Here is a 17,589-nt window from a genome sequence, read left to right as displayed (position 1 = left end):
CCTGCGCAACCAGTGGGTTTGGGAAGAGCAGTCTTGCGTAGCGCGGCACCTGATATCAGGGCTTGAGAACCGGAGATCAGAGCTTGGCGGCCGTCGTCGCGACGGCCTCGAGCTGGCTCCTCACCCAGCGATGGGCCGGGTCCTTCTGGTAGCGCTGGTGCCAGACCATGAACATCGGCAGCTCGGCCAGGGTCTTCGTGCGGGACGCCAGCGGGATCGGCGTTTGCGCAAAGCCGCGCATCACGCCGGACGCGAGCAGGCTCGGCATGCTCGCCAGCATCTGCGAGCCGCGCAGGAAGGACGGCACGCCGGAGAAGCTCGGCACCGAGATCGCGATGTCGCGATGAAGCCCGTTCGCTGCCAGCCGGCGGTCGAAGTCGAGCCGCTCATTGTCCGTGTAGACCACGGTGATGTGACGCGCCGCGAGATAGGCATTGCGGCTGGCCGGCGCGGCACGTGCCTTGGCATCGTAGTAGCAGACATAGTGATCCCTCAGCAGCCGCTTCTGCACGATGTCGACGCCCGATGGCGGCAGCGGTGTGATCAGGAGGTCGCAGCGGTTCTCGCGCAGCATCGCCGGCGAAGGCGATTGCGAGGGGATCACGCGCAGGTTCAGGCTCTTCACTTGTGCGGCGACGTGATCGAAGAACCGCGGCAGCAGCAGGTCGCGCTGGAAGTCGTTGGCGGCGATCGTCAGCGACAGCTGAGCCTCCTCCGGCGCGAAGCTGACGCCGCCGGCAAAGCTGCGCATCTCGTCGATCAGCGCGCGTGCCTTGCCGGCCAGCGCCTGGGCATGAGCCGTCGCGACGATGCCGCGGCCTGACTTGGCGAACAGCGGATCGCCGGCGATCCGCCGCAGCTTGTTCAGGGCGTGGCTGACGGCCGATTGCGTCAGGCCGAGCCGCGTCGCCGCCGCCGTCACCGATCCTTCCTCCAGCACGGCCAGGAACAGTTCGAGGGCGTGGCCATCGAGGGCCAAATGATCGATTTCCTTCATGTAATTCATTATAATTCATCTATTTATCTTGAGAATAGGGTGGCTCATGCTCTCCCGATAGCCGGGCCCGACCCCGGGCTCCCAGGGAGAGACAACGCCGATGAATGCCCAGGCGCCAGCCTTGCGGGATCCCCGCCTCAACCGTCCCGAGCCGTTCACGCCGCCGCTCGGCGACGGCGGCTTCTTCCAGCGCGACCGCGCGATCCATCCGCCGGCCCATGCGCCAGGCTACAAGTCCTCGGTGCTGCGCTCGCCGCGCCAGTCGCTGCTGTCCCTGGAGAACTCGATCTCGGAGATGTCAGGGCCGGTGTTCGGGCACAATGATCTCGGCCCGCTCGACAACGATTTGATCCGCAATTACGCCAAGGACGGCGATCCCGTCGGCGAGCGGATCATCGTCCACGGCCGCGTGCTGGACGAGACCGGCCGCGGCATTCCGAACACGCTGGTCGAGTTCTGGCAGGCCAATGCGGGCGGCCGCTACCGGCACAAGAAGGACACCTATCTGGCGCCGATCGATCCGAATTTCGGCGGCTGCGGCCGTGCGCTCACCGACGACACCGGGTACTATTATTTCCGCACCGTGAAGCCGGGCCCTTATCCCTGGCGCAACTACGTCAACAGCTGGCGCCCCGCCCATATCCACTTCTCGGTGTTCGGCTCGGGCTTTGCGCAGCGGCTGATCACGCAGATGTATTTCGAAGGCGACCCGCTGATCCCGGTCTGCCCGATCCTGACGACGATTCCGGACAAGGACGCGCTCGATCGCCTCGTCGCGCCGCTCGACCTCAACGCCTCGACGCCGTTCGACTCGCTCGCCTACCGCTTCGACGTCGTGCTGCGCGGCCAGCGCTCCACCTATTTCGAAAATCGCACCGCGGGGAACTAAGCCCATGCCGCAGCCGCTCAACTACCTCAAGGAAACCGCCTCGCAGACCGCCGGGCCCTACGTCCATATCGGCCTGATCCCGGCCATGGCCGGCTTCGACATCTTCGAGAAGAACTTCTCCAACGTGCTGGTGACGCCGAACACCAAGGGCGAGCGCATCACGCTGGAGGGCAAGGTGCTCGACGGCGCCGGCACGCCGCTGCGCGACGTGCTGCTGGAGATCTGGCAGGCCAATGCGGCCGGCCGCTACAACCATCCGGCCGATCGCTCGGCCGGCGCGCTGGACGACGAGTTTCGCGGCTGGGGCCGCGCCGGCTCCGACTTCGACAGCGGCCTCGTCACCTTCGAGACCATCAAGCCGGGCGCGATCACCGACAGGGCGGGACGCAAATGCGCGCCGCACGTCAATATCTGGATCGTCGCGCGCGGCATCAACATCGGCCTCAACACCCGGCTCTATTTCTCGGACGAGGAGGCGGCCAACGCCGCCGATCCCGTGCTCAACCTGATCGAGCAGCCGATGCGCCGCAAGACATTGATCGCAACCCGCAGCGAGCGCGCCGGCAAAATCGTGTACGCCTTCACGATCAATCTGCAGGGGCCGGAGGAGACGGTGTTCTTCGACGTGTGAGGCGCCGGGGCGGCCGTCCTCCGATCATTCCACCCGGTCGTCGCGCTTGATCGTTCCGCGCGCGAGGAATTGCGGCGGCTGCCGCATCTCGCGCGATCCCGGCCGATCGGGTGGATCGCGCCCCACTTTTGGTTTCAGCTCCACCAAATCAATGAATGCGTCCGCCTGCCGGCGCAGGTCGTCGGCGACCATGGGCGGCTGAGTGGAGAGTGTGGAGACGACGGTCACGCGGACACCGCGGCGTTGCAAGGCCTCGACCAGCGAACGGAAGTCCCCATCGCCCGAGCACAACACGATCTGATCGACGTGCTGGGCGAGCTCCATCGCGCTCACGGCAAGGTCGACATCCATGCTGCCCTTCACCTTGCGGCGGCCGGTAGCGGGGTCGACGAATTCCTTGGTGAGCTTGGTGACGACGGTGAAGCCGTTGTAGTCGAGCCAATCGATCAAGGGGCGGATCGACGAATATTCCTGATCCTCGATGATGGTCGTGTAGTAGAAGGCCCGCAACAGCGTAGCTCGGCTTTGAAATTCACAGAGCAGGCGTCTGTAATCGATCTCGAAGCCGAGCGCCTTGGCGGTGGCATGGAAATTGGAGCCGTCGATGAAGAGCGCGCTCTTCCCAAGCGAAGACATTATCCACAACTCCCGGGTTCGGCGCGAAAGCCGACCGTCCAGCTGAAATGGCGCGGCGTGTCGGCAGGAAAATACCTCAGCGCGCCGATGGTTTGCCGAAAAAGCGGCGCAGACGACCGGACAGGGTTGGCCGCCTTGCGCCGAGGGTAGGGAGGTTGCATGCCACCAGCGCCAGGGCGCCGAATGCCGTCACGCTAGGGCCTGGGCATGCCCCGCTCAATTGTACGGAGGTAAAGCGCCTCTATCCAAAGGATGGGGCGCTATATACGAAGGTAGTGGCAACGAGAGACATCGCGGTTCCGCGGCGCGTCAGCCTTCGCCGCCATGGAGCCGCGCGCGAAACGCGCGTGGCGACACGCCCGTGGCAGCGGCGTAGACCCGGCTGAAATAGGCGGGGTCGTCGAAGCCGAGGGCGTAGGCGATCGTCGAGACCGGCAGGTTGGTGTAGACGAGGTTGCGCCGCGCCTCGCGGATCAGGCGGTTGAGGATCAGATGCGAGGCGGTATCCCCGGTCGCCGCCCGCGTGATCCGGTTGAGATGCGTCGGTGTCACCGACAGCGCCTTGGCATAGTCGGCGACGCTCCAGCGCTCCAGATGATGCTGCTCCAGCAGCGCCTCGAAGCGGCGGAACAACCCGCTTTCCGCGGTGCCGTTGCCGCCGCTCTCGCCCGTGAGCGCGCGCGCCACCAGCCCGATCATGGCCGACGACAGGGCGCGGAGCACATGCGCACGGCCGAAGTCGCGCGCGGCGTGCTCGGCGAAGATCTGCTTCATCGTGGCGCGGATCTGCGGCGTGCCGCGCACCACCGCCGACCGCGACAGCGCCCCGCGCAGGCCCTCGGCGGCGAGCAGCGCTTCGTCGAGAATCTCGGCGGCGATGGTCAACACCCATCCTTGCGTATCGGGCTCGAAGCGGAAGCCGTGGACGTGGCCGACCGGCACGTTGACGATCTGCATCGGCCTCAGCGGCACCACGCGCCCGTCGAGCGTCGCCTCGCCGCCTCCGCGCTCGATCAGCAGCACCTGGTGCAAGCGGGCATGGCGGTGCACGGCCAGCGTCCAGTCGTGCAGCACCGAACGCGACGCGATCGTCTCGCAATGCACGACGTCAGGCAGATCGCCGGACTCGCCGAACAGATTGTAGACCCGGATTGTCGGGGCGGGGGCCGCGCTGCTCATGTTCGAATAGTACAAGACAAAGGCGAAACCCTCCATCGGTCTGCGGCGTAGAATATGCAAAAAAATGCCGACGGGAGGACGCAAAAATGAAAGTTCAGGTCTGTATCATCGGCGGTGGGCCGTCCGGGCTGCTGCTGTCCCAGCTTCTGCACCTCAAGGGCATCGACACCATCCTGCTGGAGAAATACAGCCGCGACCACGTGCTGGCCCGGATCCGCGCCGGCGTGCTCGAGCACGGCTTTGCGAAGCTGATGCGCGAGGCGCAGTGCGGCGAGCGGATGGACCGCGAGGGCGAGATCCACAACGGCTTCGAGATCGCCCATGACGGCGTGCTGTCCCATATCGACTTGCACAAGCATTCCGGCGGCAATTCGGTGCTGGTCTACGGCCAGACCGAGCTGACGCGCGACCTCTACGAGGCGCGCGATCGGGTCGGCGGCAAGGTCGTGCACAATGCCGAGGACGTCACGCCGCATGATCTGACGTCGGATCGGCCCTACGTGACGTATCGCTCGAACGGGCAGACGATCCGCGTCGATTGCGACTACGTCGTCGGCGCCGACGGTTTCCATGGCGTCAGCCGCAAGTCGATCCCGAAGGACGTGCTGCGCGAATATGAGAAGGTCTATCCGTTCGGCTGGCTCGGGGTGCTGTCGCGCACGAAGCCGGTATCGCCCGAGCTGATCTACGTGAAGCACGAGCGCGGCTTTGCGCTATGCTCGCTGCGCTCGCAGGTGCTGAGCCGCTATTACATCCAGGTGCCACTGACGAACAAGGTGGAGGACTGGAGCGACGATGCGTTCTGGGCCGAGCTGAAACGCCGCCTGCCGGACGAGGTCGCCGGCCGCCTGATCACCGGGCCGTCGATCGAGAAGAGCATCGCACCCCTGCGCAGCTTCGTCGCCGAGCCGATGAGCTATGGCCGCCTGTTCCTCGCCGGCGATGCCGCGCACATCGTGCCGCCGACCGGCGCGCGCGGGCTGAACAGCGCCGCGTCCGACATCTATTATCTCTATCACGCGCTGCTCGCGCATTATCAGAGCGGCGACGATGCCGGTCTCAAGGGCTATTCCGCCAAGGCGCTCGCGCGGATCTGGAAGGCACAACGCTTCTCCTGGTGGATGACGATGATGCTGCACCGCTTCCCCGATCGCATCGAATACGAGGATCGGCTGCAGCAGACCGAGCTCGACTATCTGCGCTCGTCCGAGACGGCGCAGCGGCTGCTTGCGGAGAACTATACGGGGCTGCCGTTTTAAGTTAGCTGCGCCAGCGCTGGTGTTTTTCCTTCTCCCCTTGTGGGAGAAGGTGGCGCGAAGCGCCGGATGAGGGGTTGCTTCGGCGAGCTCTAATGCGAGAGTTTCGCGCGCGGAAAGAGACCCCTCACCCGTCTCGCCGCTACGCGGCGAGCCACCCTCTCCCACAAGGGGAGAGGGGAAGTTCTTCGCTGCGTTACTTTCCTTCCAGCGTATTGACCGGTGTCCAGTCCGGCGGCGGCGGAGTCTCCGTCAGCACTTTCGCGCGCTTGGCGAACCGAGCTGACGCGGGATCGATCTTCGCGACGCCTTCGAACGCATCGGCCGCCTTCGCAAACTCGCGTCCCCGCCAGCACGCCAGCCCTTCCGCATATGCTGCGGCCACCTTCGCCTGCTCGGCGCTTTGCGCGCCGGTTTCCGCCAGCGGCTCGAACACCCTGATCGCCTCGCCGCGGCCCTGCACCCTGATCGCATCGAGCTCGCGCCAGGCGAAGCTATCGCCGGTCTGCGCCATCGTGGTTTCGGAGGCCATGATCGCGGTGCCGTAATATTTGTTGGCGCCCTCGAGCCGCGAGGCGACGTTCACGGTGTCGCTCATCACGGTGTAGTTGAAGCGGCGCCGCGAGCCGATATTGCCGACCACGGCTTCGCCGCTGTTGAGCCCGATGCGGTGCGACAGGCCGTGACCGGCGAAGGCGGGATGGCCGGCATTGAGCTCGGCCAGCTTGTCGTGGCACTTCAGCGCGGCACGCACCGCGTTGCGCGCGTGGACGGGGTCGTCGGCCGGTGCGCCGAACATGGCGACGATGGAATCGCCGATATATTTGTCGACGTAACCGCCATGGCCTTCGATGATGTCGGTCATGGCGGACAGATATTCGTTCATCAGCGTCACCAGCTCGCCCGGCGTCATCGTCTCGGCGATCGACGAGAATCCGCTGAGGTCGGAGAAGAACATCGTGACGTTGCGAGTCTCGCCGCCGAGCGCCGGCATCTTGCCGGAGGCGACCATGGTCTCGATCACCTCGGGCGCGAGGTAAAGGGCAAAGCTCTTGCGCAGGAAGCGCTCGTCGCGGTCGGCCAGCACGAAGCGATAGCCGATCATGATCGCGAGCGCGGCAAGGCTGGCGAGCGCCGGCTCGGTCAGCGGCAGCGCCAAGGCATGGACGAATGCGCCGACGGCAACGACCAGGTAGACGATGGTGAGGCCGAGCCAGGCGATCAGCGCGCCACTCGGTGCGAGCACGCCGGCCGCGCAGGCGATGATGGCCGCGAACGCGATCGTGAGAAGGGTCCGCGCGGGGAAGCCGAGCTCGGTCACGGCATCGCGCTCGATCAGGTTCCGGACCGCAGCGGCGTGCACGAACACACCGGCGACGTCGCTGCGGGCCTTTTGCGCGGTGCCGGCGGGCGCGGGCAGGGCACATCGTGCCCACGGTGTGCCGTCATGGCCGCCGGACAGGCGCATCGAGGTGAGCTTGCGATCCTCGAAGTTGAGGACGGTCCCGAGCAGAACGACCTTGCCCTCGAAGGCGCGCCGGAAGAAATCGCGGTCGCCTTTTTCGACGCAGGCGCGCAGGTCGGCAAAGGAGAAGGTCGGTACGTCGCGGCTGAGGCCGCGGAAGTTGAGCGTCAGCGTGTTCGGCACGGCGCTCGGGATCGCGTAGCCGGATAGCTCGGCCGCACCGGATGGCGCAATCTCGAGCTTTGCGCCGAGGGCGCGGGCGGCGAGCTCGACCGCCATTGCGGGCACCGGCTTGCCGTCGATGTCGAAGGTGAGCGGCATCCGCCGGATGACATCGTCCGTATCGGTGTGGACATTGAGCGCACGGACGTTGTTTCGCACCGCCAGCTGCTGCGCACGGTAGGGCGGTTCTGGATGGTCGTTGCTCAGGATCTCGCCGAGCACCAGCTTGCCATTGTCCGAGATCTGCCGCAGCGCGATCAGATAGTCCCGGTCAAATCCCCTCACACGGCTGCCAAACGATGTGTCGCCAAAGGGAATCTCGGACTGCTCGATCGAGTTCTTGAAGATGACGTCGAAGCCGATCACCTTGGCGCCGCCGTCGCTGATGCTGCCGAGCACCCGGCCGATCTCGCGCGTCCAGGTCTGCGTCGGCGATCCCTTGAACGGCGGGGTCTCGTAGGTTTCGCCGTCGATGGCCACGACGACAACCGGCGATGTCGCGGGATCGCGGCGCTCGCCGATGATCTTGCCGCGCAGCGCGGTGAGGATGTCGAGCGAGAGGCCTTGCAGCGTCTGCAGCGGCGGGGACGTGAAGATCGCGCCCGCGAGGAACGCGATCAGAATCGCCGCAACGATGTCCCGTCCCCCGATCCGCCGCATCGCCCCGTCGCTAGGTCCGCCTATTCGAGCCGCAGCAGGCGGCCGATGATCGGGGTCGGCGAGGAGGTGGCGCTGGCGTCGATCTGGAAGGTGTAGCGCTTGGCACCGAGAATGGCGAGGTAGCTGCCGCCCGGGGTCAGTGTCTTCCCGGCCTTGGCGAAATCATAGAACTTGCCGCCGACCATGGCGTCGCCCTTGAGCGGCACGCTGATCGTGGGCTCCTTGCCGTCGGTGCGCTCGATCACCAGCGTGCCGCCGGCTTTGGCTTGCACCAGTGGCGAGACGCCGTAGAGCGTCGGCAGCTTGGCCGGCCCGCCCTTGGCGTCCGAGCGCATGGTGCGGAAGGTCGTCGCGGCGCTCTGGTTCGCTTCGCGCTCCGACAGTTTTGCCGCATTGGTATCGCACGGCACCTTTTCCCGCTTGACCTCGCCCAGCTGCACGGTGCTCTGCTCAGCGCCGACCAGGACGACACCCTCGCTGATGGTCTCGCGCTGGCAGGACTTCAGGTAGCTGAGCGTGATGCTCGCCTTGGGCCCGAGCTTGATGATCTTGCCCGGCGCCACGTAGTCCATGAACGCGATGCCGTCGACCTTGCCCTGGATGTCCTCGACGATCGCAGCGGGAGTCTCCGCCAAAGCGGGGGCCGCAAGGCAGAATGCGCCGACACAGGCGCCGATCAGGCTTTTCATGGGAATTCTCATCCAATTCGACGATGCTCTGGTGCCCCGTCCTGGTTCGATGCCTAGCAGCACGGCGCCGGGGCAAGTGTGACCAGAATCACTCATAGGTCTTGGTGCCACTTTAGCAGGAACAGGTTCAAGCCGGCGACCGGAGAAACAATGTCAAGCCGCGGCAAGATGTTGGCGGATTGATCGGCTCAGGCGGTCGGGACGGCCTCGGTCGGGGTGTCCTCGTCTGAAGAGATTTCCGCCGCACTCTCCTGACTGGGAGCGAGAAGGGCCTCGGCGCTCGGCAAAGGAATCGTTCGCGGAGCGCCGGCGATCTCGACCACCTCGTCCCAGCGCGACAGGAAGGCCGTCACGCAGGCCGGATCGAACTGGCGCCCCGCGTTCTCGACCAGGTAGCCGCGCGCGACCTCAAGCGGCATCGGCTCCTTATACGGCCGCCGCGTCGTCAGGGCGTCGAAGACGTCGGCGACCGCCACCACGCGCGCGGCGATCGGGATGTCATCCGCCTTCAGGCCGCTCGGATAGCCTGCGCCGTCCCAGCGTTCGTGATGGCCTGCAGCAATTTGCGCGCCGAGCCGGATCAGCTCGCAGCTGGAATCGGCCAGGATGCGCTCGCCGATCGTCGCATGCGTCCGGATCACCGCCATCTCCGCCTCGGTGAGCCTGCCCGGCTTGAGCAGGATCTTGTCGGGAATGGCGACCTTGCCGACGTCGTGCAGGGGGGCGGCGAGATAGATGTCGCGGCAGAGCCGGGCCGGCAGGCCAAGCTGCTCGGCGATGATGCGGCTGTAGCGGGCGACCCGCAGCGTGTGCTCGCCGGTGTCGTTGTCGCGGTATTCGACCGCGAGCGCGAGCCGCAGGATGATCTCCTCCTCGCGCTCACCGAGCTTTCGTGTCGCGACCGCGACTTCGCTGGCCAGGTGCGCGGCGCGGTCGTTCAGCTTGCGTACGGCTGCACCAAGCTGAACCAAATTCCGCAGGCGCACCGTCATCTCGACGCTCTGCGGCTGCTTGGGCAGGAAATCGGTTGCACCGGCCTGCAACGCTTCCATCTTCACGTCATCGGTCTGACGCGAGGTGATCATCGCGATCGGGATGTCGGCGCGGCCGGGAAGCCTGCGGAAGGTGCGGATGAAGCTGATGCCGTCCATGTGCGGCATCTCGTAGTCGACCAGCACCAGATCGAAGGCGCGCTCCTGGGCGCAGGCCAGCGCCTCCACAGGATCGAGGAAGGTGGTGGCCTCGACCAGACCTTCAGCCTCGATGTGGCGTTTCAGGAAGTTGAGGACGGAGCGGCTGTCGTCAACCAGGAGCGCTTGGGTGAGCATCGGGCTCTGTTCGCTGGCAAAGGCACGAACCCAAGCCATTACCGAAGCGGATTTAACACGAAGCAAATTCGACGCGGATGTGCGTGTCCAGCCCACAACGTGGGCAGGTTGTGCACGTCTGCATGCGGTTGCGCGAATTCCGGAAGAATGTGACCCGTAGTTGTACGGATGCCCGCGTTAGGAGTTTGCTCACCGGATTCGCGTCAAACGAGTAGTGGAATTTTAGCAAAGGCGGATGCTGCGATGTCGCTCAACCCCACGGAGCCGAAGTGGTCGCTGCGGTTGCCCGCCGATTGCAGCATTGCGGCGATCCGCAATGTCTATGATCTCATTCGCGAGGCATTCGGCCGCCAGGAGCGGCTCGAGATCGACTGTTCCAGCGTCGACAAGGCCGACGTGACCTCGATCCAGCTTCTGCTGTCGACCGCCAAGACCGGCGAGGCCCAGGGCCGTCCGGTCGTCCTGACCTCCTTTTCACAATCTTTACGCAACACCCTTCGCCGCGCCGGCTTCGCCAGCGAGGCGATGATCGATCAGCATTTCCCGCAAAAGAAAGACGGCACCTGATGGCCACGATTTTGACCGTCGATGATTCTCCCAGCATTCGGCAAATGATCAAGGTCGTGCTCGAGCCGGCCGGTCACAACGTGATCGAGGCCGGCGACGGCGCGCAAGGGCTCGCCAAGGCGCAGGCTGGCAAGCTCGACCTCGTCATCACCGACCTCAACATGCCCGTCATGAACGGGCTGGAGCTGATCCGCGCATTGCGCAAGCTGCCGAGTGCGGTCGGCATGCCCATCGTGTTCCTGACCACCGAATCCAACGACACGGTGAAGCAGGAAGCCAAGAGCGCCGGCGCCACCGGCTGGATCACCAAGCCTTTCAAGCCTGAACAATTGCTCGCCGTGGTCGGCAAGCTGGTGCGCACATGAGCGCAATGGACCCGACCGAGGTCTTTCGTCAGGAAGCCAGCGAGCTCTTCGAAGTTCTTGAAGGCGCCTTGCTCGATCTCGGCCAGCGTCCAGACGACCGCGAGCTGGTCGATTCCGCCTTCCGCGCCCTGCACACGATCAAGGGGTCGGGCGCCATGTTCGGCTTCGACAAGGTCGCCTCCTTCACCCACGAATTCGAGACCGCCTTCGACCGCGTCCGCAAGGGCGAGATCAAGCCGACGCAGGAGCTGATCTCGGTCGCGCTCGCCGCCAAGGACTACATCCGCGCATTGATCGAGGATCCGCAGTCGACCGACGACATCATCGGCGAAGCCATCCTCGACGACCTCAAGCGCTTCGTCGCGGCCGACATGCCCGTCGCCCTTGAGGTCGAGGCCCCTCCGCTGGCGCCTGCCGAGAGCAAGCAGGCCGGCTGGCACCTCTATCTGGAGTTCGAATCCCACATCCTGCGCAACGGCTCGAATCCGCTCGACCTGTTGGAAGATCTCTGCAAGCTCGGTCCCTGCTTCGTCGTGCCAGTCACCGACGGCATCCCGTTCCTCGACGAGATGGATCCGGAAGACTGCTATCTGAAGTGGGACGTCAAGTTGCACGCGGCCTGCGACAAGGATGCGATCGCCGACGTCTTCATGTTCGTCGAGGACGAGATGAAGCTGACGCTCTCGCCTCTGGAGCATGTCGAAGCGCCCGCGCCGGCCCCGCTGTTCCAGCTGCTCGACGAAGAGCCGGCGATCGCCGAAATGGCTGCGCCCGTGGTGGAGGCCGTCGCCGAGCAGCCCGTCGCAAAGACCGGGCCCGAATTCGAGGCCAAGTCGGACGTCAAGCCGGACGTCAAGCGCGAGGCGGCACCCGCCCGCCGCGAGGACGCCAAGCAAGAGCGTAGCATCGCCACCGTTCGCGTCCAGGCCGAACGCCTCGACGAGCTGATGGACCGCGTCGGCGAGCTCGTCATCGCCCAGGCGCGGCTGACCCAGCTCGCCGCCTCCGGCTCCGATCTCTCGATCAAGATGATCGCCGAGGAGATCGAGCGCCTTGCCTCGTCCCTGCGCGACACCACGATGGGTGCGCGCATGGTGCCGATCGGCTCCTTGTTCGGCCGCTTCCGCCGCCTCGTGCACGATCTGTCGCGGGATCTGTCAAAGCCGGTCGAATTCGTCACCTCGGGCGAGGATACCGAGCTCGACAAGACCATGATCGAGGCCCTGGCCGATCCGCTGGTGCATCTGATCCGCAACGCCATCGACCACGGCGTCGAGGACACCGCCACGCGCGCCGCCAGTGGCAAGACCGAGCAGGGCCGGATCGAGCTCGCCGCCGTGCATTCCGGCGCCCAGGTGCTGGTCACCGTGAAGGACAATGGCGGTGGTCTCAATACCGCGCGCATCCGCGCGAAGGCGGAAGAGCAGGGGCTGATCGCAGCCGGTGCCGTGCTCAGCGATCACGAGATTCACCAATTCCTGTTCCACCCGGGCTTCTCGACCGCGCAGACCATCTCGGCGCTGTCGGGCCGCGGCGTCGGCATGGACGTGGTCAAGCGCACCATCGAGAACATGCGCGGCTCGATCGACCTGTCGACCCGCCCGGGCCAGGGCACCACCGTGACGCTGCGGCTGCCGCTCACGCTCGCGATCATCGAGGGCCTCCTGATCCGCGTCGGCGAAGGCCGTTACATCATTCCGCTGTCGGCGGTCGAGGAATGCGTCGAGCTGACGGCCGAGGACGAGCGTTCGCGCGGCCGCAACTTCCTCAACGTGCGCGGCAATCTCGTGCCCTTCCTGCGCCTGCGCGAGCTGATGGCCGCCTCCGGCGCGCCGGACCGGCATCAGAAGACGATCATCATCTCGACCGGCGAGACCCGCGTCGGCCTCGTCGCCGACCAGATCATCGGCAACCACCAGACCGTGATCAAGTCGCTGTCCAAGCTGCACTCCGACGTCACCATCTTCTCCGGCGCGACGATTCTGGGTGACGGCACGGCCGCGTTGATCCTCGACGTCGCGCAGCTCGTCGCAATGGCGCAGTCGAAGGTCGAGAAGCAGCATATCAGCGAGGCGGCGTGATGAACGACGGTTTGGCGGGCGAGCATCAGTCCGGCGCGATGCAGGTCGTGATGATCGGCCTCGGTGAGGAGAAGTTTGCACTCGACGCCGGTCTCGTGCGCGAGATCATCGATCCCGTCCCCGTGACCAGGGTGGCCGGCGCGCGCGCCTTCGTTCCCAGCGTGATCAACGTGCGCGGCAACGTCATTCCGCTCGCCGACCTGCGCATTCGCTTCGGCATGCCGCAGCTCGACAACTCGGCCGACACGCGCATCGTCGTCATCGAGCTCGAGCTGGACGGAGAGCCGGTTCTGGTCGGCGTCACCGCCGACAAGGTCTACGAGGTCACGGAGATCTCGCAGACCGACGTGCAGCAGACGCCGCGCGTCGGCATGCACTGGAAGCCGGAATTCATCCGCTTCATCGCGAAGTGGCGTGAAGAGTTCGTCATCGTTCCGAACATGGAACGCATTCTGAATTGAAAGCAAATCCAATCGCAAGATTGAGGGGCTGAGGGGCTGCACATGCGATTTACGGTCAAGGCTAAGCTTGCAAGCGCGTTTGGCGTCGTCCTGGTGCTGTCCATGGCCGCAGGCGGCGTTGCGTACGTGAAGCTCAACGACATGATCGTCGCCGCAGAGGGGCTGGTCTCGCGTGCTTCACGAATAGCGCATGCCGCCGACCTTGAAAAAGGCATCCTGTTCCAGGTCCGCGCGGAAAAGAACGCGATCCTTGTGCCCGAGTCGGAATCCGAGAGGTTCCTCGCGGAGATCGCCAAGCTGCGCAGTGGTGTCCTCAAGACGAAGGACGAGATTTACGCGGCGGCGACGCCGGAAGGAAAGAAGCTTCTGGAACGGTTCGGCACCGCCTACGCCCGCATGAACGTGGTGGAAGACGACACGCTCAAGGTCGCGAAGACCGACAAGGTCAAGGCGACGGAGCTGTCGATGACGTCCGTCCGCAGCGCCGTTGGGGAATCGATGGAGGCTGCCGAGGCCTATATCGCTTACGTGAAGACGGCGATGGACGAGCAGACGGCCCATGCCCGCGAGGAGAGCAGCAGAGCGCAGTTCATGCTGATCGCATTCGTTCTCGGCTCGCTCGCGATCGGCATCATCGCGGCAGTCTGGATCTCCGTCAGCATCGCCCGCGGGCTTGGCCGCGCGGTTGGTCTCGCCGGCGCGGTCGCGGCGGGAGATCTGAGCCAGACCATCAACACCGGCAGCAACGACGAAATCGGAGATCTCGTCAAATCGCTCAACCTCATGGTCGAGAAGCTTCGGCAGATCGTCTCCGAGGCGCTCACAGCCGCGCAGAACGTCTCCGCCGGCAGCCAGGAGCTCTCGGCAAGCGCCGAGCAGCTGTCGCAGGGAGCGACCGAGCAGGCCTCCTCGGCGGAAGAGGCGTCGTCCTCGATGGAGGAGATGGCGTCCAACGTCAAGCAAAACGCCGACAATGCCAACCAGACCGAGAAGATTGCGGGTCAGTCGGCGAAGGACGCGGAAGCCAGCGGCGCTGCGGTGAGCCGCGCGGTCGAGGCCATGCAGACGATCGCGGAAAAGATCACGATCGTGCAGGAGATTGCGCGGCAGACCGATTTGCTCGCTCTCAACGCCGCTGTCGAGGCCGCGCGCGCCGGCGAGCACGGCAAGGGCTTTGCCGTCGTCGCCTCCGAGGTGCGCAAGCTTGCCGAGCGCAGCCAGGCCGCGGCCGCCGAGATCGGCACGCTGTCGAGCGAGAGCGTGAAGGTCGCGCAGGAGGCGGGACAAATGCTGTCCAAGCTCGTGCCCGACATCAAGAAGACCGCGGAGCTGGTGCAGGAGATCACCGCGGCCTGCCGCGAGCAGGACGTCGGCTCGGCCCAGATCAATCAGGCGATCCAGCAGCTCGACAAGGTCGGCCAGCAGAACGCCAGCGCCTCCGAGCAGGTATCCTCGACCTCCGAGGAGCTCGCTTCACAAGCCGAGCAGCTCCAGTCCACCATCTCGTTCTTCCGCATCGAGCATGCCGGGCGGGAGGAAGCTGCTACGCCCGCGCCGATCGACCGCGCCGTCAGCCAGCTGCGGGCCAAAGCCGCGCACATGGCGGCGACGGATCGCGGCACCAGGAAGCCGGCCCCCGTTCGCAAGCCGGCCCGTGCGATGAAGGTCGCCGGTGGCGGCGGCTTCGCCTTCGACATGCATGACGGCGAGGACGAGCGCGACGCCGAGTTCCAACGCTGATCAGCCGGTCCGGCTCTTACGCCGGACCGCATTCATTTGCCAACCTCCGGATCCCTGGACTGCATCATGGCCGCAACCTCGCAATATCTGACGCTCGGGCTCGCCGGCGAGACGTTCGGCATCAGCATCCGTAACGTCCGTGAGATCCTCGACATGCGGCCGATCTCGCGGCTTCCGCACGCCCCGAACTTCCTGCTCGGCATGATCGACGTGCGCGGCAGCGGCTATCCGATCGTCGACCTCCGGACCAAGCTCGGCCTGCCGAGCGTGCCGGCCACCGAAGCCACCCGCATCATCATCCTCGACGTGCCGATGAAGGACCGCCTGGTCGGCGTCGGCTTCGTCGCCGATTGCGTATTCGAGGTCACCGACATCGACGAGCAGGCGATCGAGCCCATCCCCGAGGTCGGCGGCAAGTGGCAATCCGATTACGCCGCCGGCATCGGCCGCAAGGGCGAGAAGTTCGTCGTCATCTTCGACCTCGCCAAGCTGATGGCGAACGACAAGATTCCGGAAGGGCGCGACGCCGGTGCGGATGCGCCTCGCGCCGCCTGAGTTTGCGAGAGTGAAGCGTGATCAAGCGTAAGCACCCCAATTCGAACCAACGAGACTGACATGAGATTCACCGTCAAAGCCAAGCTTGCCAGCGCGTTCGGCGTCGTCATCCTGTTATCCATCATCGCCGGCGCGGTCGGTTACATGAAGCTGGCCGACATGGTCGGCACCACCGAAAGTCTGGTGAGCCGCGCGGGCCGCATGGAGAAGGCCTCCGGGCTCAAGGAGGGTATCCTCTTTCAGCTTCGCGCCGAGAAGAACTCCATCCTGGCTTCGGACGCCGAATATGACCAGTTCGTCGCGGACCTCGCCAAGACCCGTGAGCAGCTGCTGAAGCTCAAGGAGGAAATCCACGCCGCGGCCTCGGAAAACGGCAAGAAGCTGATCGACGGCTTCTCTGCTGCGTATTCCAAGATGAACGCCTTTCAGGACGAGACGGTCAAGCTGGCCAGGACCGACAAGGCCAAGGCGATGGATCGTTCGATGCATGACGGCCGCAAGGTTGTCGCGGACGCGCTGGACGCGGCCAACGCCTACATCCTGAACGTCAAGAAGAACATGGCGGACCAGGCCGAGCAGGCCAGACAGGACGGCTCCCGCGCGGAGATCATACTGATGAGCCTGGTTCTCGCCTCGCTCGTGATCGCTGCCGTTGCCGCGACCTGGATCGCGCTCAATATCAGCCGCTCGCTGGGGCAGGCCGTCGGGCTTGCCGATGCAGTTGCGATCGGCGATCTCAGCCGCAAGATCGAGTCCTCCAGCAATGACGAGATCGGCGACCTCATCAAGGCGCTGAATGCGATGACGGTGAACCTGAATGCCACGGCGGCGGTCGCCAACGAGATCGCACAAGGCAATCTCATGGTCGAAGCCAAGCCGCTGTCGGACAAGGACACGCTGGGTCTCGCGCTCGAGCGCATGGTCGAGAAGCTCCGGCAGATCGTGTCGGAAGCCTTGACCGCGGCCCAGAACGTCTCCGCCGGCAGCCAGGAGCTCTCCGCCAGCGCCGAGCAGCTGTCGCAGGGTGCGACCGAGCAGGCCTCGTCCGCCGAGGAGGCCTCCTCCTCGATGGAGGAGATGGCCTCCAACGTGAAGCAGAACGCGGACAACGCCAACCAGACCGAGAAGATCGCCGCGCAGTCCGCCAAGGACGCGGAAGCCTCCGGCGCCGCCGTGGGCCGCGCCGTCAACGCGATGCAGACCATCGCCGAGAAGATCACGATCGTGCAGGAGATCGCACGCCAGACCGACCTGCTCGCGCTCAACGCGGCGGTCGAAGCCGCGCGTGCCGGCGAGCACGGCAAGGGCTTTGCAGTGGTCGCCTCCGAAGTGCGCAAGCTCGCCGAACGCAGCCAGGCGGCCGCGGCCGAGATCGGCACGCTCTCGGCCGATACGGTGAAGGTCGCGCAGGATGCCGGCGCGATGCTGGCGAAGCTCGTTCCCGACATCAAGAAGACGGCCGAGCTGGTCGAGGAGATCACCGCGGCCTGCCGCGAGCAGGACGTCGGTTCGGCCCAGATCAACCAGGCGATCCAGCAGCTCGACAAGGTCGGCCAGCAGAACGCCAGCGCATCCGAGCAGGTGTCCTCGACCTCGGAGGAACTGGCCTCGCAGGCCGAGCAGCTGCAGTCGACCATCGCCTATTTCCGCATCGAGCAGGGCGCAAAGAGCCAGGCGGCCGCGCCGATCGACCGCGCGGTCAACCAGCTGCGCGCCAAGGCAGCCACCATGGCGGCGGCCGAGCGTCCGGCCAAGAAGCCGCAGGCCAAGCCGGCCCGCGCGCTGAAGGTCGCCGGCGGCGGCGGCTTTGCTTTCGACATGAACGACGGCGAGGACGACCGGGACGCCGAGTTCCAGCGCTGATTGTC

16 protein-coding genes are annotated in these 17,589 nt (G+C 65.5%); 10 read left to right on the top strand and 6 right to left on the bottom strand.

Features of this window, described 5'->3' with window-relative positions:
- Window positions 1-76 precede the first annotated feature (76 nt).
- Window positions 77-1,006: a LysR family transcriptional regulator gene (locus ACNJYD_RS32930; protein WP_212259208.1), complete on the bottom strand. Its 930-nt coding sequence runs from the start codon at window positions 1,004-1,006 to the stop codon at window positions 77-79.
- Between the two features lie 91 nt (window positions 1,007-1,097).
- Here ACNJYD_RS32930 and pcaH point away from each other — a divergent pair, with 91 nt between their 5' ends.
- Entirely contained in the window at window positions 1,098-1,886 is a 789-nt protein-coding gene (gene pcaH, locus ACNJYD_RS32925) for a protocatechuate 3,4-dioxygenase subunit beta (protein ID WP_439364479.1), read from the top strand.
- A 4-nt stretch (window positions 1,887-1,890) separates the two neighbouring features.
- Window positions 1,891-2,517, top strand: coding sequence for a protocatechuate 3,4-dioxygenase subunit alpha (gene pcaG, locus ACNJYD_RS32920; protein WP_439364478.1), 627 nt, complete (start codon window positions 1,891-1,893; stop codon window positions 2,515-2,517).
- Between the two features lie 24 nt (window positions 2,518-2,541).
- Here pcaG and ACNJYD_RS32915 read toward each other — a convergent pair whose 3' ends face one another.
- Together ACNJYD_RS32915 and ACNJYD_RS32910 are read right to left on the bottom strand one after the other, a co-directional pair.
- A complete protein-coding gene (locus ACNJYD_RS32915; RefSeq protein ID WP_212259206.1) occupies window positions 2,542-3,153 on the bottom strand; it encodes a LabA-like NYN domain-containing protein in 612 nt (203 codons plus the stop codon).
- Window positions 3,154-3,462: 309 nt separating this feature from the next.
- Entirely contained in the window at window positions 3,463-4,368 is a 906-nt protein-coding gene (locus ACNJYD_RS32910; RefSeq protein ID WP_439364477.1) for a helix-turn-helix domain-containing protein, read from the bottom strand.
- Window positions 4,369-4,418: 50 nt separating this feature from the next.
- On the opposite strand from ACNJYD_RS32910, the gene pobA reads away from it, so the two are divergent.
- Entirely contained in the window at window positions 4,419-5,591 is a 1,173-nt protein-coding gene (gene pobA / locus ACNJYD_RS32905; RefSeq protein ID WP_439364476.1) for a 4-hydroxybenzoate 3-monooxygenase, read from the top strand.
- A 193-nt stretch (window positions 5,592-5,784) separates the two neighbouring features.
- Here pobA and ACNJYD_RS32900 read toward each other — a convergent pair whose 3' ends face one another.
- The 3 genes from ACNJYD_RS32900 to ACNJYD_RS32890 form a co-directional block, all read right to left on the bottom strand.
- Entirely contained in the window at window positions 5,785-7,935 is a 2,151-nt protein-coding gene (locus ACNJYD_RS32900) for a CHASE2 domain-containing protein (protein ID WP_439364475.1), read from the bottom strand.
- Window positions 7,936-7,955: 20 nt separating this feature from the next.
- Window positions 7,956-8,624, bottom strand: coding sequence for a hypothetical protein (locus tag ACNJYD_RS32895; RefSeq protein WP_172785721.1), 669 nt, complete (start codon window positions 8,622-8,624; stop codon window positions 7,956-7,958).
- 188 nt (window positions 8,625-8,812) lie between these two features.
- Window positions 8,813-9,952 (bottom strand): HD domain-containing phosphohydrolase, encoded by a 1,140-nt coding sequence (locus ACNJYD_RS32890; protein WP_439364474.1) that lies wholly within the window; start codon window positions 9,950-9,952, stop codon window positions 8,813-8,815.
- Between the two features lie 243 nt (window positions 9,953-10,195).
- Here ACNJYD_RS32890 and ACNJYD_RS32885 point away from each other — a divergent pair, with 243 nt between their 5' ends.
- From ACNJYD_RS32885 to ACNJYD_RS32855, 7 genes are all read left to right on the top strand, one after another.
- Complete coding sequence (locus ACNJYD_RS32885; protein WP_271502006.1) at window positions 10,196-10,519, top strand: STAS domain-containing protein; 324 nt, start codon at window positions 10,196-10,198, stop codon at window positions 10,517-10,519.
- On the top strand, window positions 10,519-10,884 hold the full coding sequence (locus tag ACNJYD_RS32880; RefSeq protein WP_100231554.1) for a response regulator: 366 nt from the start codon (window positions 10,519-10,521) through the stop codon (window positions 10,882-10,884). Before ACNJYD_RS32885 ends, ACNJYD_RS32880 begins: the two co-directional genes overlap by 1 nt.
- Window positions 10,881-12,965 (top strand): chemotaxis protein CheA, encoded by a 2,085-nt coding sequence (locus ACNJYD_RS32875; RefSeq protein ID WP_439364473.1) that lies wholly within the window; start codon window positions 10,881-10,883, stop codon window positions 12,963-12,965. Before ACNJYD_RS32880 ends, ACNJYD_RS32875 begins: the two co-directional genes overlap by 4 nt.
- Window positions 12,965-13,426 carry a chemotaxis protein CheW gene (locus tag ACNJYD_RS32870; RefSeq protein ID WP_260380468.1) on the top strand — a complete coding sequence of 154 codons (462 nt, stop codon included), beginning with the start codon at window positions 12,965-12,967 and terminating at the stop codon, window positions 13,424-13,426. Before ACNJYD_RS32875 ends, ACNJYD_RS32870 begins: the two co-directional genes overlap by 1 nt.
- A gap of 42 nt (window positions 13,427-13,468) precedes the next feature.
- Window positions 13,469-15,166, top strand: a complete 1,698-nt coding sequence (locus ACNJYD_RS32865) for a methyl-accepting chemotaxis protein (protein WP_439364472.1) — start codon at window positions 13,469-13,471, stop codon at window positions 15,164-15,166.
- A gap of 66 nt (window positions 15,167-15,232) precedes the next feature.
- Window positions 15,233-15,721 (top strand): chemotaxis protein CheW, encoded by a 489-nt coding sequence (locus tag ACNJYD_RS32860; protein WP_100231558.1) that lies wholly within the window; start codon window positions 15,233-15,235, stop codon window positions 15,719-15,721.
- A gap of 60 nt (window positions 15,722-15,781) precedes the next feature.
- Entirely contained in the window at window positions 15,782-17,584 is a 1,803-nt protein-coding gene (locus ACNJYD_RS32855) for a methyl-accepting chemotaxis protein (protein ID WP_439364471.1), read from the top strand.
- The last annotated feature ends 5 nt before the right edge of the window (window positions 17,585-17,589 follow it).

The sequence above is a fragment of the Bradyrhizobium sp. SPXBL-02 genome (assembly GCF_051853065.1).
Lineage (GTDB): Bacteria > Pseudomonadota > Alphaproteobacteria > Rhizobiales > Xanthobacteraceae > Bradyrhizobium.
This window is presented reverse-complemented; position numbering and strand designations above follow the sequence as displayed.

Coding starts and splice junctions, on each gene's coding strand:
- ACNJYD_RS32930 (WP_212259208.1), bottom strand. CDS start 1,006: ATGAATTACATGAAGGAAATCGATCATTTGGCCCTCGATGGCCACGCC.
- pcaH (WP_439364479.1), top strand. CDS start 1,098: ATGAATGCCCAGGCGCCAGCCTTGCGGGATCCCCGCCTCAACCGTCCC.
- pcaG (WP_439364478.1), top strand. CDS start 1,891: ATGCCGCAGCCGCTCAACTACCTCAAGGAAACCGCCTCGCAGACCGCC.
- ACNJYD_RS32915 (WP_212259206.1), bottom strand. CDS start 3,153: ATGTCTTCGCTTGGGAAGAGCGCGCTCTTCATCGACGGCTCCAATTTC.
- ACNJYD_RS32910 (WP_439364477.1), bottom strand. CDS start 4,368: ATGGAGGGTTTCGCCTTTGTCTTGTACTATTCGAACATGAGCAGCGCG.
- pobA (WP_439364476.1), top strand. CDS start 4,419: ATGAAAGTTCAGGTCTGTATCATCGGCGGTGGGCCGTCCGGGCTGCTG.
- ACNJYD_RS32900 (WP_439364475.1), bottom strand. CDS start 7,935: ATGCGGCGGATCGGGGGACGGGACATCGTTGCGGCGATTCTGATCGCG.
- ACNJYD_RS32895 (WP_172785721.1), bottom strand. CDS start 8,624: ATGAAAAGCCTGATCGGCGCCTGTGTCGGCGCATTCTGCCTTGCGGCC.
- ACNJYD_RS32890 (WP_439364474.1), bottom strand. CDS start 9,952: ATGCTCACCCAAGCGCTCCTGGTTGACGACAGCCGCTCCGTCCTCAAC.
- ACNJYD_RS32885 (WP_271502006.1), top strand. CDS start 10,196: ATGTCGCTCAACCCCACGGAGCCGAAGTGGTCGCTGCGGTTGCCCGCC.
- ACNJYD_RS32880 (WP_100231554.1), top strand. CDS start 10,519: ATGGCCACGATTTTGACCGTCGATGATTCTCCCAGCATTCGGCAAATG.
- ACNJYD_RS32875 (WP_439364473.1), top strand. CDS start 10,881: ATGAGCGCAATGGACCCGACCGAGGTCTTTCGTCAGGAAGCCAGCGAG.
- ACNJYD_RS32870 (WP_260380468.1), top strand. CDS start 12,965: ATGAACGACGGTTTGGCGGGCGAGCATCAGTCCGGCGCGATGCAGGTC.
- ACNJYD_RS32865 (WP_439364472.1), top strand. CDS start 13,469: ATGCGATTTACGGTCAAGGCTAAGCTTGCAAGCGCGTTTGGCGTCGTC.
- ACNJYD_RS32860 (WP_100231558.1), top strand. CDS start 15,233: ATGGCCGCAACCTCGCAATATCTGACGCTCGGGCTCGCCGGCGAGACG.
- ACNJYD_RS32855 (WP_439364471.1), top strand. CDS start 15,782: ATGAGATTCACCGTCAAAGCCAAGCTTGCCAGCGCGTTCGGCGTCGTC.